Origin of the sequence: Rothia sp. HMSC067H10 (genome assembly GCF_001810635.1) — a bacterium.
GTDB classification, from domain to species: domain Bacteria; phylum Actinomycetota; class Actinomycetes; order Actinomycetales; family Micrococcaceae; genus Rothia; species Rothia dentocariosa.
The window spans coordinates 1-16219 of the sequence record NZ_KV802293.1 but is presented as its reverse complement, the minus strand read 5'-3'; the positions used below and the strand labels follow the sequence as shown (position 1 = coordinate 16219).

Sequence of the window (16219 nt, the reverse complement as noted above, 5' to 3'; positions counted from 1 at the left end):
TTTTACATTCAAAATGCATATAGAATGTGCAAGATACTTCTGAATAGAAAAGCGGCATCCCACCATATACGGGGCGGCAAATCGGAGATCTTAAGGTTGCTCTGAGGGAGGAGCATTCCACACCGTTACGCGCTCCGCCTCATGCCGTAAAGTGCGATGTCCTTCTCGTGTTCCGGAGCCTACAGCGATCATCATAATGTCAAGATATCGGCTTGGCAGGCGCAGCATCTCACGCAATTCTGCACGCTGATATCCCGTCATAGGTACCGTATTCCACCCGGCTTCCTGCGCCGCCAACATAAAAGTCATCGCCCAGAGCCCGCAGTCTAAACCTAAAAATTTCTGTATTTCCTGCTCGCTACGCGGCTCATAAAATTCAATAGCGGCTTGGGTCAGAGCCTCACAGATTTCTTGGGAGAAGCATCCAGCAATATATTCTTCATGATGTATTCGACTCAAATTATCCGCATAGTATGCTTGCCGATCACCCAGCAGAATCAACACGGCCGATGCAGTCATAATCTGCTGCTGGTTATACGCAATAGGCAACAGCTTTTCGCGTAAATGCTGCTTGGTTACGATCACAACCTGCCACGGCTGCGAATTATTACTGCTGGGAGCCTGGTTAGCACGATTAATAAGACGGTACATTTCCTCTTGGCTTATTAGGCAGCCCCGGGTCAAAATATCGAGTAGAGCGACGGTCACGTATAAGGTCTTGCAAAGTCATGGGTAACATTTTCTCTTCGGGTGATTCCAAAATTCAGTATAATGTACAAAAATGCATTAAAACATAACTTACTTATAGGTTCTATACATACTTTTAGGTAAGTTTTAAGTATTTACGGTAGGTTTTTAATGAAAAAAAATTTCTGCAATAGAGATGGCAATGAATCTGGTGGGAGGCAAATATAAGTGCCTCATTCTCTACCACTTGAGCGGTGGGGCAAAACGCACCCGCGATCTGCTTCTGCTACTTGAAGGGATCAGTTCCAAAGTACTAACTGAGCAGCTCCGTCAGCTTGAAGAGGATAAACTCATCGAACGCACCGTATATGCGGAAGTACCGCCAAGAGTGGAATACACGCTAAGCACGGAAGGGCAAACATTTCTACCGGTGCTACAACTCATGTGTGATTGGGGATGAGAATACGACTCTAGGCATCAAGGTATTGTGAAACCTTGTACATCACGCATAATTGAGTAAAAATATAGATATTCATATAGCTAAAAATCTTCGTCACACTTTTCGATCAAAAAATGCCTTTATGTGAATAATGCGTTAGAAAATGTTTTATTCACATAAAGGCACTTTTTAGCGCTTACCGAGGGCTAAATAGCTATGCACGTATTCACGCACCGCCTAGCAACAGAGCGCTACTGCATGATCAGACCGCCGTCTACCGTATACGAGCTACCCGTCACATAGCTAGCCTCATCAGAGAGCAGGAATAGCGCGACCGCGGCGGCTTCACGCGCATCGCCCACACGTTTGAGGAGCACGGCTTCGGCAAGCCGTTCCTCGAATTGGGCGCGCATCTCATCGGGAAGAACCGACCTCAGGTTGCTCGTAATCGGCCCGGGAACCAGGCTATTCACCCGAATATTGCGCGGTGCAAGCTCGGAGGCCCACCCGCGCGCCGCCGCCAGAATAGCAGCTTTTGTTGCGGCATAGGCAGAGACTATAGGCGCTCCCTCATAAGCCGCCGTCGAAGACGTCACCAACACCGACCCGCCGTCTTTCACATACGGAGAAAGCGCGCCCATTTGGATCATCGGTGCCACCACATTCACCTTAAATATCTGATCGAGAGTCGCCTGGTCCATCTCTTCCAAAGGACCTCCGGCTGCGTATGCGGCGTTGAGCCACACACCATCCAACGCACCGGCACGCTCCACCACAGGCATGATGCGCTCCAGAGTGTTGCCATCCGAAACATCATCCAGAACGGCGGTAGCATGATCGCCCAGCTCGGCTGCTGCAGCCTGCACATGACTTTCGGTACGACCCGTAAAGATAACGTGCGCGCCCTCTTCGATCAGGCGTTTTGCGCCCGCCAAACCAATACCGCTGCTCGCGCCAGTAACCAGAATGGTCTTGTTTTCAAAGCGTTTCATGGGTTTCCTCCTCGTTCTTTATGTTTACTCGATGACTAAATCCACGAAGTACTTGGGAATACAACGCTCTTTTTAACACTACAGTTCCAGCGCAGAATTACCTAGAGTTTTGCTTAGAAGAACCGAGTGGTCAGCGTACATCCGAAGCAGGTTTTCTCTGTGATACACAGCTCCGCGTCCCAGTACCGCTGGCTGAGCCGGTGCACACGGAGGCACATATCCTGCGGGCAATCCTTCCCTTTATTGAGAGCTACCTCTATACGCCCGGAACCGAAAGCGCGACGACCGTGTGTACTGCCGCACTGAGCGAGGGAAAGAACACCATGCCCCATTCTTTGCGTGTCCAACCGATGAAGGCATCGCCCGCCTGTATGACCGCAAAAGTCGCAAGAAGCAGGGCGACGGCACCGCCTCGAAAATAGAAGGGTGCAATAAGAACGGCTAATCCGACCGGTATGGCGCGCACAGCATACATGTATACGTAGAAACGAGTATTAGCGTCAACGGAAGAAGCGTGAACCATAAGCCCTGGGCGATACATTGCCAATACCGCACTGGCGATCGTTATGAGCGCAGAAATAGTATTTATAGTTAGCAAAATGGGATTCATATCTAAACCTCCGTCGGTAGCTTTTTGTATTTGTTTTATTCATTAAATTGTTCAGATAAAACATCGAGAACTTCAAGAGCGGCAATAACAGATTCATGCTGATATGACCCACTCCATTGTTCGACCTGTTGGCGCCAACGTTTTCGGATTTCCGCTAATTTCTGCTCGCCGTGTTCGGTCAAGGAATACCACGGGGAACGTTTATGCGCGGGATTTTCGACGGACATAACCAACCCTTCGTCCCGCAGGAGGTTGAGCTGCTTTTGCACACCCTGCCGGGTTATTCCCATACGTTCGGCGATTTGAGGAGAAGTACTCGGTTCTTTCACCATCGAGATTGCACCTAATACTTGCCAGCGCGCAGTCGTGAGACCACTTTCGGCGGCGAACCGGTCTCCCCATGCGGTGAGTGTTCCGTTCACACGGAAGATCTGCACCACGAGTTCACTCAGTAATGAAGCATCCATTTTTCCTCCAGCAGCAATTTTGACAACCAGTTTACGAATAATGACAACTGGTTGTCAATTACTGATGCGAGGACTCATTGAGACAGAACACCATAGAGGACGAATATGCATAATGGGGGTAGAAGTTTGGGGCGGAGGCGACTACCCCGTTCCCGAAGAAGATCTTTACTCCCGATTTACTAATACTTAGATGCCACTAATGAATAACCTTCAAAAATCCTTAGAAATATTTTTCTATTTAAATAAAATTCCTTTTTAGCATTAAATAAATTCAAAAATGTTTTTTGAGAATATTCAGGGAGCTTCCACTGAATACCCAGGCTATAAGCTTAGGGTGAAGCCATGACTACTAATAAAGACCTTCTAAAACCTGAGCATGGAACGATCCAAGCTCAAGATGCTCATGAGATAAAGAAAGAATCTGAGGCAGATTCAGCTGGGAATCGGAACTTGTTTCTTTCTATCTTTATAACTGTGCAGATTATTAGGCTAATGCTCGAAACCACGCTTCTCCAGGGCGTGATGATTTCCGCCCTTCCCAATGGTTCTGGTTATGTTGATTTTCGAGTACTTCTTCTTACGCTCATCCTTTTTTCGCCCTTTATCGTATATATTCTGCTGCAAACTGTGGCATGTATAAAGATGATTCGGGGAACCAAAACCGCATGGGTTTTGGGGACAAACATCTATAGTCTGCTCATCATTGCGCCCCTTGCTGCTTTTTATACATCGTTCGTTATAGAGGTGACGGCTTCAAATGTCGATATCCGACCATTACAGTGGATGCTAGGTGCCTGCGTTCTTGAAGCGATCATGAGTATCTTCACGATTATTGTAGTGAGTATATATAACTGGAAAAAGAAAAAACTATCCTCTCATAATAAAAATATGGATACTGATAAACACCCAATGCCAGATAATACTTTATCTGGTTTCAAGAATGCAATATACGAAACGGATGATTTAAAAACCCTGAAGAAGCACCATGAAGATCCGATTGTAGAAATTCCTTGGCAGCACGTTAACGTTAGGTCGCAGAAGAAAGATCAGGGTGAACAGCAATGAGCACCGATAAGAATTTTTCAACCGCTGACAACAATGACCCGCGGCCTCTCACAGAAGAGTCTGGTATATCGGGCAATAATACGGAGAATGCACGTCAAGAGCCTAAATATACCCAGCTGTATGGCTTAGAAGGCGCCGACGGTAAGATGTCCTTGGATCCCCAGGCGTCCCCGGAGTTTCAGGGCGCTAAGGGAAAGGAAGAGCCTCATAAACGCATATCAAAACAGTTCGATATAGACCCCAAAACCCACAAAAGTCTTCTCATAGCACAGGCTATCAAGAATATTCTAATTATGGGTATTCGGATTTTATGGTGGAAAAGGGCTTATAAATCACCCTTCTCCAAATTCTTAATAAGTGTGGAAAAATCGACACCTAAGTTGTCTGTAATGTCGTGATCATTCACTTCATACCAATTGAAAGTATCGTATAACATAGCTTTATTGAAAGCACTTGAATTAAATCGTGGCTTACGCTTTTTATGGAGCTTCTCATTGAAAAGGATTTTGGCTCGTAAGGCATCAAACGAGTAACCTCTACCCATTCGCTCTACCTGCCTAATAATGCTGTTAATTGACTCCGTATAAGCATTAGTGAGCCTTTTATCAAAGTAGTTGAATATTTCAACATGCCAGTTGTCTACGGCTCTCACGAGGTCTTTATATGCGTCTTTAGAGTTGCTGGACATACAACGGTGTCTCCATTGACTATAACGAAGATGACCTTCATCTGGATCAGGAGTATCCCATATCCAGTAAAACTCTTCTTTGAGTTCATAGGCTTCTTTTAAAGCAGGAAGATTACCTAACCAAGTATCTAAGAGGAATGATTCACGTTCATTTAGATCGTGTTTACGCTTTAGAAGGATAAACCTTTCACGCATAAGGGTACGTCTTTCTTTTTGGCTCATATGGGCTTTCAAAGACTTTCTGACGTTATCTAAGGCTTGATTAGCCATTCTAACTACATGAAACTTATCTACGACAACTTTAGCGTGTGGAAGGATAGTGTTCACTGCGTCTTTGTAGGGCTTCCACATATCCATTGTGACGTACTCAATGTAAGTCCTGTCACTGATTTCTGAAAGACGTTGGATGACTGTTTCCTTGTTACGGTTAGGCTTGATGTCATAAATAGTCCTGCGTTCAATATTAGTCAATACAAGCCGAGGTCTACGGATAATATGTATCTCGTCTATCCCAAGCCACTTAGGAGTTTCAAACTGGTATTCACGTTCTTTGAGTGCCACATAGTCCTTAAAAACGTTCCTAATGGTTTTCTCGTCAACACCAACGCTTTCTGCGACTTCTACAAAGGTCTTAGACATGGATTGCTCTTGAATGGACTTTAAAAGCCTTTTGGTCATACTACGCTTTTCATCTACAGATATTAGGCGTTCCCAGAAGGTAGATCCGCATTCACGACACTTGTATCGTCTACGGTTCAATTGTAAGCCCACTCGCTTTAAACGAATGGGCAAATCCATAATTAGTTGATTTCTTGAACTGTGTTTGTACAACTTGTCAAAACCACATTCAGGACAACGTTCAGGTGGTCCGACTGCTTCAACTTTAAACATCATATCGGTTTCATTTTCTTGTGGCGGTTCTATTGTTTTAATGTCTGGTAGGGATAATAAGTCTGACATATTATTCATCCTTTATTACTCTGCGGTGTTAAGGTATCAATTATAGATTTGATGTCGAAATCATCAGTGTTAAATTATTTTTGTGACCACAAATTCACTTAGAAAATCCCTTAAAGCATTAGCTGGTTCACTTGAATAGGGAGTTGTAAAAAAGTTCCCTTAGCCTGCACAACAAGATAATTTCGAAATATCTTTATCGAACGTAAGTGCAACTAATTTTAGCCCTTCAGCCATTGTTAAATATGGTGCTAGGGTTTCTGTTAAATCTTCTATCGTTAAGCCAAATTTAACAGCTAATGATGCTGCATAGATGACATCTCCTGCATTTTCAGATACAATATGAACCCCTAATACTTTTAGTGTTTCTGCATCTGCTACTAGTTTAAATACACCGGTTGTTTCACGGTTTACAATTGCTCTTGGAACAGCATCTAAAGGTAATACAGATGTCTTCACATCATACCCTTTCTCTTTTGCTTGTTCTTCTGTTAAACCAACCGTTGCAACCGTCGGATTCGTAAACGTAACAGCAGGAACTACCGATAAATCTATTTTTTTGTTTAATCCACCAATAGCATTATCAGTAATAATTCCACCTTCATAGGCTGCTACATATACAAATTGTGGTCCTAAAGTCACATCTCCTGCTGCATAAATCTTTTCATTACTTGTTTGACCAAAATCATTGATCAGGATTTCATTATTTTTTCCAGTTTCAACACCTGCTGCACTTAAATTTAAAGAATCCGTATTTGGTTTTCTTCCAGTGGCAACAAGTAACTGATCTGATTCAATGACTTCTCTACTGCCATTTACTGTTACGTAAACCCTTTTTATCTCTCCACTTTGTTCAACACGCTCAAAAGTTGCCCCTTTGACAAGGTTTATACCCTGTTCAATTAACGCTTTTTCAACTGACTCTGAAATCTCAGGATCATACTCCTTTAAAAGTCGCTCACTTCTTTGCATAAGCGTTATTTCTGAACCTAAATGATGAAATAGTTGTCCAAGCTCCATTCCAATGTATCCTGAACCAATTACAGTTAATCGTTTTGGTATTTTCTTTAACTCAAGAAGTGTTGTACTAGTTAAATAGTCCATTTTTTCAAGTCCTGAAATTTGGGGCAACGAAGGCGATGCACCTGTTGCAATTAAAAAGCGTTTTGCAGATAACTTTGCCCCATTGACCTCAACCGTACTAGCATCAACGAATTTTGCTTCACCTTTAATTAAATCAAAATTATATTCATCAATTAAATCCATATATTTTTGATTCCGAAGTTCGCTCACCAATTTATCCTTTTGCGTGATTAAACTAGCTAAATCCACTTCTCCAGCGGATGTTTGTAAACCTATAAACGGATTGTCTTTTGATAAATGATTGATTTCCCCTGCCCTAAGAAGAGTTTTTGACGGAACACAGCCAATATTCACACAGGTTCCCCCAACCGTTCCACGCTCAATCATTCCAACTTTTGCACCGTATTCTATAGCTTTAATTGCCGAAGAAAAGGCAGCAGCACCAGAACCAATAATAAGAAGGTCATAATTGTCTTCATTAATTAACGCCACGTTTTCTAGTGATGATACTTCTTCAATTTCTCCGGCTTGGTAATTTGCTTCATCAATCGCCTTTATTGCACTTTCAACCTCAATATCATCGGGCAGTTCAAATACTGCTTCACCACGACGATAACTAGACTCAATATTTTTAGCACCTATCTTTTCAAGTGCTGATTCTACGTGTTTTTCACAACCCGTACAAGTCATTCCTGAAATGTTTACCTTAAATTTATTCATAAAAAAGCTCCTTTCGTTAATTAATCTCTCATGTTAATGTTTCGCAGGCCCACTGCATCTGATCGCGATATTCAGAATTTACCGCTTCCCTAGCGCGTGTGTTATTTGTATATATTAAAACACATGCTGTAAACACAGCAGTTACAAAAGTTAGAATTCCAGAAACGTTCCTTATGACAGTTCCAAGAATATTCCAAACTTCATCTTCACCACGATGCTCTTTTAACTTGTGGATTTCTGGCCCGATGACACCTGACCATAAATATATAGTCGAAAGCGCAATACAGAGAACAACCAATATGATAATTATATTTCTTTTATTCCACATTAAGCTAGTCCTTACTAGCGCCCCAGGCAAAAACGCCAATAACTATAACCACAAAAGCGCCCCAGCTCATAGGAATTGAAGCTAACTTCTCAGATATATAATCCAACACCCCACACACCATTGCAACGAGACCACAACCCAGCAATGAAGACCAAGGAATGTCTTCAATAGAAACATTAATATTTCTATAAATATTTAAAACGCAATAACTGGAAATCATCCCACAGACAAGAGGAATAAATAAATACAAACCTCCCCATTGCCCTGGGTACCCTCGAAACAAATACCACGCAGGAACCAGTAAGAATATAACTGCTATACTTGCGTGGGTTATGTGGCGCCATCTATCATAATCTTTGTACTTATCATATACAGCAAAAAAATATGTTACTAAAGTTAAAGAAGCACAATATAGGATAAATGCAATAACAATTATTATCCAATTTCCCCAATGTAGTTCCTCCACGGGTTGGGGCGTGGAACTTAAGAAACTTGACAACATTACCCCTCCTAAATACGAATCCTTAAAGTAGTAGGGAAGCTATCTGTAATGCTAGCAGATAGCTTCCCTACATAAATAGAGCAACACCCCGAATTTTAGGGGTCTACTCCCACTCGATGGTTCCCGGGGGTTTGGAGGTTACATCCAGCACCACACGGTTCACGTCTTTGACTTCGTTCGTAATCCGGTTCGAGATTTTTGCCAGCAGATCATAAGGCAGGCGCGACCAGTCGGCGGTCATCGCATCCTCCGAAGAAACCGGGCGCAGCACAATTGGATGCCCGTAAGTGCGGCCATCGCCCTGCACGCCCACAGAACGCACGCCAGAGAGAAGAACCACTGGGCACTGCCAAATATGCTCGTCCTGACCGGCGGCGGTCAGCTCTTCACGCACAATCGCATCCGCCGCGCGCAGGGTCTCAAGGTTCTCGCGGGTCACCTCACCCACAATACGAATACCCAGACCCGGGCCGGGGAACGGCTGACGCGCCACGATCTTCTCGGGAACACCCAGCTGACGGCCGATCGCACGAACCTCATCCTTAAACAGGGTACGCAGCGGCTCGACCAGCTCAAACGCCAAGTCCTCAGGCAGACCGCCCACATTGTGATGCGATTTAATATTCGCCGCACCCTCGCCGCCACCGGATTCAACCACATCCGGGTACAGGGTACCCTGCACCAGGAACTTGATCTGTGCGCCCTCTTCGCCCGCTTCCTCAATGAGCTTGCGCTCGGCCTGTTCAAAGGAACGGATGAACTCGCGACCAATAATCTTACGCTTCTGCTCAGGGTCGCTCACGCCAGCCAGCGCGGTGAGGAAACGCTCTGACTCATCAATGGTAATCACGCGGATACCCATTGACGCGGCGTAATCCTGCTCAACCTGTTCACGCTCACCCGCACGCAGCAACCCGTGGTCGATAAAGAAGCAAGTCAACTGATCGCCTACAGCCTTATGCACGAGAGCCGCAGCAACAGAAGAATCCACGCCACCAGAGAGCGCACAAATCACACGGTCTTTGCCAACCTGCTCACGAATCTTCGCAACCTGTTCCTCAATAATATTGTCGGTTGACCAGGTGGGTTTAAGCCCAGCAATGTTATACAGGAAGTTCTCAAGCGCAACCTGACCGTAGTCGGAGTGCTTCACCTCGGGGTGCCACTGCACGCCGCCCAGCTTGCGGTGCTCATCCACGAATGCCGCCACGGACGCACCCGGGGTCTGCGCCAGAACCTCAAACCCGGCGGGGGCTTCGGTCACGGAATCGCCATGCGACATCCACACGTTTTGCGTCTGCGGGGTGCCGGTGAGGAACGAAGACTCTACTGCGCACAGGGTCGCATCGGTTGCGCCGTATTCGCGGGAACCGGTCTGCGCCACGGTACCGCCCAAGGTTTGCGCCATCACCTGAAAACCGTAGCAGATGCCAAAGACCGGCACACCAGCCTCAAATAATGCCCTATCGCCGCGGGGGGCACCATCGGCATATACCGATGAAGGTCCACCCGAAAGCACAATCGCGGCGGGGTTTTTAGCGAGCATCTTTTCGGTGCTCATAGAGTGGGGAACGATTTCAGAGTAGATACCCGCCTCACGCACGCGACGAGCAATAAGCTGCGCATACTGGGCACCGTAATCTACCACCAGAACCGGACGCTCTTCGAGCTGATCCGGGTGTACAGAGTCGGTCACGGATTTTCCTCACGTGTCAGGTCGAAATTCCGCGCGAGCGCGCGAAGTCTTGTATTTCTATTCTACGGGAGAGACAAAAGTTTTATGTGGCACCCATTCAGGGGTGCTTTCGCCGATGCTGGGGCTAGTATCGTTTGGTTGCCTGCGGGTTTGCCTCAAGCTGCGCCAAGGTTTCTGCGTGGATGCGTTTCTCAACAATGAATGAGAGGAACGGCACCACGCCGCCGAGCGCCATGACGATGAGCTGGGCGATGCCCCAGCGCATGAGCAGCCAAATACGAATGCAGGAGAACAGATAAATAATGTAGAACCAGCCGTGAATAATGAGCACCCACGTGGAAATGTTTACTCCGCCGGTAAGGTTTCCGGTTTCGCGGTTAAGGATGCCGAACGATACATCGGAACCGGTTGCGGCGTCTTTTGCACCCGCCACCAGGTCATAACCCATCCCGTGATGAGTGATCATCTCAACCACCAGCAGCAACAGGAAGGTACCGGATATCCATGCGCACCATTTATAGAAGGTGAGTGCGGAACGAATCTGCGTTTCGGTACCGCCAAATTTTTTGCGCACCGTAAATCCGCCCTGGGGCGCGTGTTCTGCCCCGTCTGCTGATGCTTTCGAGGCATTCTGCGATAGGGTGACTTTGCGCCCGTCGGTACGTTCTACCGGGGTAATTTTTGTGTTCTTCTCGGAATTCTCTGACATGCTGTGCCTCTCGTGTGTGCTGATGAGTTTAGCTTGCGTTAGTCTTTTGTATCTGCAGGTTTCTGAGGATTAACGCTCTCCGGAGCGTTTCATGGTGTATCTTCCATACGCACGGATGCTTCTTCGGGAGCTTCATCAAAGAAATAGTACTGCTCGTCGGCGGGGTCCCAATAGTAGGGGCGTCCGGTGGCTTCGTCCACAAAGTATTCGCCCTCGTACTCGAAATACTGGGTGTATTCGGCGGGTTCGGCGGCACGATGCGCCGCATCCTTAAGCATGCGTCCCCACAGGTAGAGGGCGAACGCCGCGAAAATCAGCCATTCGAGCGAGTAGAAGATGTTGAGCCAGTTGATGTTGGCATCATTGGTCGCCTGAGCTGCGCGAATGGGGCGCAGATTCTCGGACTGTCCAATAATAGTGGCATTTTCTGCGATTGTGTGCTGTTCGGTGAGGGGTATTTTTTGGTTCTCGGGTACTTCGGCAGAAAGCGTGAGCACGCCGTCATAGAGGGGCGCATCCCACAGGTTTGTTAGCTGTGCCGGGGATGCGCTTTCTAGCACCTTCTCAGCCGTGCGCGTGTACGGGGCGGCGCCCTGGGCATTTACTACGCGACCGGCAACCTCAACTGTCCCTGTCGGTTCGGCGGGTATGCTCGGGGCATGATCATCTTCACCCGCTATCCAGGCTCGTGCCACTGTGATAGCGCGGGGCTTGGTGCTTCCCAAAGCGGCGGCTTTATCGGTTCCTTCGGGAATGAATTCACTCAGAACCCAGTATCCGTGCTGCCCCTCATTCAGGCGGCCTGCTACCAGCATGGAGGATCCTGGAACGTACTCCCCCTTCGCCTGCACTACGGTATCAACCGTCAAGTTCGTCACGGGCTGATGCGCCTGCAGAATCTCGGTATAGGGTCGCACTCGATCTTTCGCAGGATCAGAATGTACCTGCTGTGAGGTGGAGGCATTGAACTGCCAGCTGGAGAGCGCAACAAACCCCGTCACAAAGACGAGAGCCAGCAAAAGCCCGCCCAGCCAGCGGGGAGTAAACGCCAATTTCCACACGTATCTAGGGTAACGCGTCCGCGTTGTACACCCCTAACGATAAGAAAAATATAACAGGAAGAACTCGTTGGTAGGCAGACAACACTTTCGACGAGATTTCACCACATGCCGTTTAAGAACAGATGATATATCGCATTCATCGTGGACATGTCCCCAGCAGACCGTGGTCTGTATCTCCCCGATGATCACTGGGTGGAGAATTCGAAACCCATGTCGATCAAGGTACGTAGCCATTGGCTCTTCGCCGTCTGCAGTGACTTGACCTCAACGTGATGGTTCCATCGATTAGGGCTGACCTGAGTGACCCTGTGGATATTCTTGTTCTCCTCTTGGCGATCTAGGGTCACGTTGAAGTACAACGTACCATCCTTGGTTTTCTCGTATGCCCACATCCAGAGAAACTTCCGGTTAACAGAGTAGCTGACCTGCGCGCGAAACTCCCTCTTGACTTTACCCAGGCTCATGACATACCCATCGATCGCCTGATAAAAGGAATCAGTCTTCGGCTTGTCCGAGAAATCACTGATCATCTTGTTGCTCGGCATAGTCGTTCCTTTCTGTGGTAACCATCTGAGAGTTTATAGGGTCGTCTGGACGACACGCAGGTATCCCTCTTTTTCAGATTCCTGTCCTCGGGATCAGAAAAAGACGGGGACCTGTCATAGGTCAGTGAGCATCTGCTGCATCTGGGCGATCTCGGCCTCCTGGTCGTTGATAATTTGTTCGGCCAGGGTGATCGCATGGGGATTCTGGCCGTCAGCAACCTCGTCACGGGCCATGTCGACCGCACCTTCGTGGTGGGCGGTCATCTGCTCCAGGTAGAGGCGGGCAGCCTCGGTGCCCTGGGCTTCCTCAAGGGCTGTCATGTCCTCCTGGCTCATCATCCCGCTCATGCCACCCATCTCGCCGTGATCCATTCCACCCATCTCGTCCATGGTCCCCATGCCCCCAGAGTCGGTGACCGGCTGCTGGCCCCAGGCCTCGAGCATGGCGTTCATCCGGTCAATCTCCGGTCCCTGGGCGTCAATAACCCCCTGGGCAAACTCCACGACCTGGGCGGGGATACCCTCCTTGGCCAGGAGCATCTCACTCATCTCCACGGCCTGCTGGTGATGGGGGATCATCATCTGGGCAAACATGATGTCCGCGTCGTTGTAATCGGCGGAGATCTCCCCGTCCGCCTCAGTCGTCGCCGTGGTGGTCTCGGTCGTCTCAGCGGTAGTCGTCGCAGTGCTGGTGACCGAGGTGGTGGCGTCGGTGTTGCCTGACTCGGTGGCCTTACCGCAGGCGGCCAGCGCCAGGGTGGAGGCCACGGCGAGAGCGGAAAGAACAAGGGTGCGCTTCATGGTGGAGCCTTTCAGGGTCATATGGGGGCAGTGGAGAGAAGTGGTGGATCAGTGGACGGCGGTGGATGCCGGAGTAGGCGTGGTGTGTTCCTCCTTCGGACTGGTGGGAGCCAGGTGGTCCGGGTCCAGATCAATCCGGCGCAGCAGCTGGGCGTTCAGGGCCACCACGATGGTCGAGGCAGACATCAAGATCGCGCCCACGGCCGGGGACAGCACGAACCCGATCGAGGCGAGCACGCCGGCGGCCAGCGGCACGGCGAGGATGTTGTAGCCAGAGGCCCAGATGAGGTTCTGGATCATCTTGCGGTAGCTGGCCTGCGAGAGCTCAATCATCGACAGCACTGCACGCGGGTCATCACTGGCCAGGACCACTCCGGCGGATTCCATGGCCACATCCGTGCCGGCCCCGATGGCGATACCGACCTCCGCGCGGGTCAGAGCGGGGGCGTCGTTGACACCGTCGCCGACCATGGCCACGCTCAGGCCACGCTCCTGTAACTGGGTGACCTTGGTGTCCTTGTCCTGGGGCAGGACCTCGGCGAAGACCTCATTAATCCCCAGGTCCTGGCCAACCGCCTGGGCGACCTGCTGCGCGTCACCGGTGATCATCGCGACCTTCACCCCGCGGTCCTGCAGGGCTTTCACGGCGGCGCGGGATTCGGGGCGGATCTTGTCCTCGACGGCCACCGCACCGATGATCTGACCGTCGCGGACAATATGGAGCACACCGGCCCCACGCCCGGTCCAGGCGCTGGTGGTGTCGGTGAGCTCGGCCGGGGTGGTGAGGTTGAACTCGCGCAGCATGTTCGGCCCGCCCACGAGGATCTCAGCGCCATCGACAGTGGCCCGGACCCCCCGGCCGGAGGCGGCGCTGAAACCAGTTGCACGGATTTGCCGACGGGAGGCCTCGGGATGGGCGGCCGCGGCCGCCACGATGGCGCGGGCCACGGGGTGCTCGCTGTCGGCCTCCGCGGCGGCGGCCAGGGCCAGCAGCTCGCCCTCGGTGACGCCGACAGCTGCCGCGACACCGGTGACCGCGTGCGCCCCCTCGGTGAGAGTGCCGGTTTTGTCGAAGAGCACCACGTCGATGGTGCGCATCCGCTCGAGCGCCATCCGGTCCTTGATGAGCACCCCGGATTTCGCGGCCCGCTCGCTGGAGATCGCAATGACCAGCGGAATCGCCAGGCCCAGGGCGTGCGGACAGGCGATGACCAGCACCGTGACCGTGCGCACCACGGCATCGTCCGGGCTGCCGATAATGGTCCACACCACCGCGGTGATCAGAGCGGAGATCAGCGCGAACCAGAACAACAACGCCGCCGCCCGATCCGCCAGGGCCTGGGCCCGGGAGGAGGACTCCTGGGCGTCGGCAACCATGCGTTGGATCCCGGCCAGGGCGGTGTCCCCGCCGGTAGCCTCCACCCGGATGCGGACGGTGTTGTCGGTGGCCACGGTACCGGCGACCACCTTGTCACCGGTGTCGCGGAAGACGGGACGGGATTCGCCGGTGATCATCGCCTCATCGAATTCGGCGGCTCCGTCGAGGATGGTTCCGTCGGCCGGCACCCGGGCACCGGCCCTCACCAGCACGACGTCGTCGACGACCAGCTCGGAGATGGCCACGGTGCGGGTGGTCCCGTCGATGACTTTCTCGGCCTCGTCCGGCAGCAGGGCAGCCAGCGCGTCAAGCGCGGAGGACGCGGCCCCGAGAGCACGCATCTCCAGCCAGTGGCCCAGCAGCATGATGGTCACCAGCAGGGACAGCTCCCACCAGAAGTCCAGGTCAAAACCGCCCAGCCCCAGAGTGGTGACCCAGGAGGCGACAAACGCCACGGTGATGGCCATGGCAATCAGGAGCATCATCCCGGGTTGGCGGGATTTCAGTTCCGTCCATCCGCCCTTGAGGAAAGGCGTTCCGCCGTAGACGAAGATGATCGTGCCCAGTACCGGGGGAACCCAGGTGGATCCGGGGAATGCCGGGAGGTGGTAGCCGAGCAGGTGGGCGACCATGGGGCTGAAAATAACGACGGGAATGGACAGAATCAGCGACCACCAGAAGCGGTCCCGAAACATTGCGGTGCTGTGCCCGGCGTGTTCGCCGTGACCATGAACGTGGTGGTCTTCGTCTAGGACGGAGTGCGGGTGACCGTGGGGCATCGCCTGGCCGTGGGTGTCGGCATCTGCGTGGTGTTCGTGGCTGGCATGATCCGGGTGGTGGGTGTGGTCTGTTTCCGGAGCGGGGTGATCACCATGGTGATCGCCGGAATGGCGGGGAGTGCTCATGACGTTCCTTTCGCTCAACCCGGTCGGGGTCGAGATGATGGGTAAAATCGATCAGGATAAGACGGTGTAGCCGGTCGCCTCGATAGCCCGGCGAACCATCTCCGGAGGTACGACACCGGTGACCGTGACGGTGGAAACACCACCAGCAGCGAGATCAACCTGGACGTCGTCGACCTGGGGGAGGGCCTGAAGGGCCTGGGTCACGCTTTTCGCGCAGTGCCCGCAGGTCAGGCCGGTGACCTGGTAGCTAGGGGAGGACCCTCCTGCTGACGAGTCGCTGGCGGCAGGGATGGAGGCGGTGTCGGCACGTGAGGCAGGTCCGCAACAGCTGCAGCCGTGGGAGGCCATCGGCAAGAGGCGGGGCGGGGAGGTGATCATGGGAAAGCTCCTACGGGTCGGTGGGATGCGGCGACGCTACTCTCCAGCATATACCCCCATGGGGTATATTTTCAAGGGGTGGAGGGCACGGCCCTCACGCGGGGCAGGGTGTGGTCACCGAGCAGCCTCCTCACTGTCGGGAGGGGACAGCGGGAGGCGGAGGGTAAACACCGCAACGGGAGGATGGGAATGGGAGATCATCACGGCA

16 protein-coding genes are annotated in these 16219 nt (G+C 51.1%); 2 read left to right on the top strand and 14 right to left on the bottom strand.

Annotation, left to right across the window (positions count from 1 at the left end):
- Positions 1–90: 90 nt before the first annotated feature.
- On the bottom strand, positions 91–708 hold the full coding sequence (locus HMPREF2756_RS03875; protein ID WP_246825828.1) for a nitroreductase family protein: 618 nt from the start codon (positions 706–708) through the stop codon (positions 91–93).
- A gap of 175 nt (positions 709–883) precedes the next feature.
- On the opposite strand from HMPREF2756_RS03875, the gene HMPREF2756_RS03870 reads away from it, so the two are divergent.
- Positions 884–1147, top strand: a complete 264-nt coding sequence (locus HMPREF2756_RS03870) for a winged helix-turn-helix transcriptional regulator (protein WP_070618516.1) — start codon at positions 884–886, stop codon at positions 1145–1147.
- A 230-nt stretch (positions 1148–1377) separates the two neighbouring features.
- Here the strand turns inward: HMPREF2756_RS03870 and HMPREF2756_RS03865 are convergent, their stop codons facing one another.
- The 3 genes from HMPREF2756_RS03865 to HMPREF2756_RS03855 all read right to left on the bottom strand — a co-directional run bounded on the left by HMPREF2756_RS03865 (position 1378) and on the right by HMPREF2756_RS03855 (position 3195).
- Positions 1378–2118 (bottom strand): SDR family NAD(P)-dependent oxidoreductase, encoded by a 741-nt coding sequence (locus HMPREF2756_RS03865; protein WP_070618513.1) that lies wholly within the window; start codon positions 2116–2118, stop codon positions 1378–1380.
- Positions 2119–2374: 256 nt separating this feature from the next.
- Positions 2375–2728 (bottom strand): hypothetical protein, encoded by a 354-nt coding sequence (locus HMPREF2756_RS03860; protein WP_070618510.1) that lies wholly within the window; start codon positions 2726–2728, stop codon positions 2375–2377.
- Positions 2729–2763: 35 nt separating this feature from the next.
- Positions 2764–3195 (bottom strand): MarR family winged helix-turn-helix transcriptional regulator, encoded by a 432-nt coding sequence (locus tag HMPREF2756_RS03855; RefSeq protein ID WP_070618507.1) that lies wholly within the window; start codon positions 3193–3195, stop codon positions 2764–2766.
- A gap of 342 nt (positions 3196–3537) precedes the next feature.
- Between HMPREF2756_RS03855 and HMPREF2756_RS03850 the strand changes: the two genes are divergently transcribed.
- The gene (locus HMPREF2756_RS03850; RefSeq protein ID WP_070618503.1) at positions 3538–4260 is read left to right on the top strand and encodes a hypothetical protein; all 723 of its coding nucleotides are present in this window, start codon (positions 3538–3540) and stop codon (positions 4258–4260) included.
- A gap of 325 nt (positions 4261–4585) precedes the next feature.
- Here the strand turns inward: HMPREF2756_RS03850 and HMPREF2756_RS03845 are convergent, their stop codons facing one another.
- The 10 genes from HMPREF2756_RS03845 to HMPREF2756_RS03800 all read right to left on the bottom strand — a co-directional run bounded on the left by HMPREF2756_RS03845 (position 4586) and on the right by HMPREF2756_RS03800 (position 16011).
- Positions 4586–5908, bottom strand: a complete 1323-nt coding sequence (locus HMPREF2756_RS03845) for an ISL3 family transposase (protein ID WP_070618501.1) — start codon at positions 5906–5908, stop codon at positions 4586–4588.
- 159 nt (positions 5909–6067) lie between these two features.
- Positions 6068–7708 (bottom strand): mercury(II) reductase, encoded by a 1641-nt coding sequence (gene merA, locus HMPREF2756_RS03840; protein WP_001031935.1) that lies wholly within the window; start codon positions 7706–7708, stop codon positions 6068–6070.
- Positions 7709–8040: 332 nt separating this feature from the next.
- Positions 8041–8538: a hypothetical protein gene (locus HMPREF2756_RS03835; RefSeq protein WP_070618499.1), complete on the bottom strand. Its 498-nt coding sequence runs from the start codon at positions 8536–8538 to the stop codon at positions 8041–8043.
- Between the two features lie 103 nt (positions 8539–8641).
- On the bottom strand, positions 8642–10234 hold the full coding sequence (guaA, locus tag HMPREF2756_RS03830) for a glutamine-hydrolyzing GMP synthase (protein ID WP_070618497.1): 1593 nt from the start codon (positions 10232–10234) through the stop codon (positions 8642–8644).
- 124 nt (positions 10235–10358) lie between these two features.
- Complete coding sequence (locus HMPREF2756_RS03825; protein WP_070618494.1) at positions 10359–10943, bottom strand: DUF3817 domain-containing protein; 585 nt, start codon at positions 10941–10943, stop codon at positions 10359–10361.
- Positions 10944–11032: 89 nt separating this feature from the next.
- Positions 11033–12004: an SURF1 family protein gene (locus HMPREF2756_RS03820; RefSeq protein WP_070618491.1), complete on the bottom strand. Its 972-nt coding sequence runs from the start codon at positions 12002–12004 to the stop codon at positions 11033–11035.
- Between the two features lie 185 nt (positions 12005–12189).
- Complete coding sequence (locus HMPREF2756_RS03815; RefSeq protein ID WP_013397574.1) at positions 12190–12549, bottom strand: DUF5655 domain-containing protein; 360 nt, start codon at positions 12547–12549, stop codon at positions 12190–12192.
- Between the two features lie 114 nt (positions 12550–12663).
- Positions 12664–13350 carry a DUF305 domain-containing protein gene (locus HMPREF2756_RS03810; RefSeq protein ID WP_070618487.1) on the bottom strand — a complete coding sequence of 229 codons (687 nt, stop codon included), beginning with the start codon at positions 13348–13350 and terminating at the stop codon, positions 12664–12666.
- Between the two features lie 48 nt (positions 13351–13398).
- A complete protein-coding gene (locus HMPREF2756_RS03805) occupies positions 13399–15633 on the bottom strand; it encodes a copper-translocating P-type ATPase (RefSeq protein ID WP_070618484.1) in 2235 nt (744 codons plus the stop codon).
- Positions 15634–15684: 51 nt separating this feature from the next.
- Positions 15685–16011, bottom strand: a complete 327-nt coding sequence (locus tag HMPREF2756_RS03800) for a heavy-metal-associated domain-containing protein (protein WP_070522519.1) — start codon at positions 16009–16011, stop codon at positions 15685–15687.
- Positions 16012–16219 lie beyond the last annotated feature (208 nt).

Coding starts and splice junctions, on each gene's coding strand:
- HMPREF2756_RS03870 (WP_070618516.1), top strand. CDS start 884: ATGGCAATGAATCTGGTGGGAGGCAAATATAAGTGCCTCATTCTCTAC.
- HMPREF2756_RS03865 (WP_070618513.1), bottom strand. CDS start 2,118: ATGAAACGCTTTGAAAACAAGACCATTCTGGTTACTGGCGCGAGCAGC.
- HMPREF2756_RS03860 (WP_070618510.1), bottom strand. CDS start 2,728: ATGAATCCCATTTTGCTAACTATAAATACTATTTCTGCGCTCATAACG.
- HMPREF2756_RS03855 (WP_070618507.1), bottom strand. CDS start 3,195: ATGGATGCTTCATTACTGAGTGAACTCGTGGTGCAGATCTTCCGTGTG.
- HMPREF2756_RS03850 (WP_070618503.1), top strand. CDS start 3,538: ATGACTACTAATAAAGACCTTCTAAAACCTGAGCATGGAACGATCCAA.
- HMPREF2756_RS03845 (WP_070618501.1), bottom strand. CDS start 5,908: ATGTCAGACTTATTATCCCTACCAGACATTAAAACAATAGAACCGCCA.
- merA (WP_001031935.1), bottom strand. CDS start 7,708: ATGAATAAATTTAAGGTAAACATTTCAGGAATGACTTGTACGGGTTGT.
- HMPREF2756_RS03835 (WP_070618499.1), bottom strand. CDS start 8,538: ATGTTGTCAAGTTTCTTAAGTTCCACGCCCCAACCCGTGGAGGAACTA.
- HMPREF2756_RS03825 (WP_070618494.1), bottom strand. CDS start 10,943: ATGTCAGAGAATTCCGAGAAGAACACAAAAATTACCCCGGTAGAACGT.
- HMPREF2756_RS03815 (WP_013397574.1), bottom strand. CDS start 12,549: ATGCCGAGCAACAAGATGATCAGTGATTTCTCGGACAAGCCGAAGACT.
- HMPREF2756_RS03810 (WP_070618487.1), bottom strand. CDS start 13,350: ATGAAGCGCACCCTTGTTCTTTCCGCTCTCGCCGTGGCCTCCACCCTG.
- HMPREF2756_RS03805 (WP_070618484.1), bottom strand. CDS start 15,633: ATGAGCACTCCCCGCCATTCCGGCGATCACCATGGTGATCACCCCGCT.
- HMPREF2756_RS03800 (WP_070522519.1), bottom strand. CDS start 16,011: ATGATCACCTCCCCGCCCCGCCTCTTGCCGATGGCCTCCCACGGCTGC.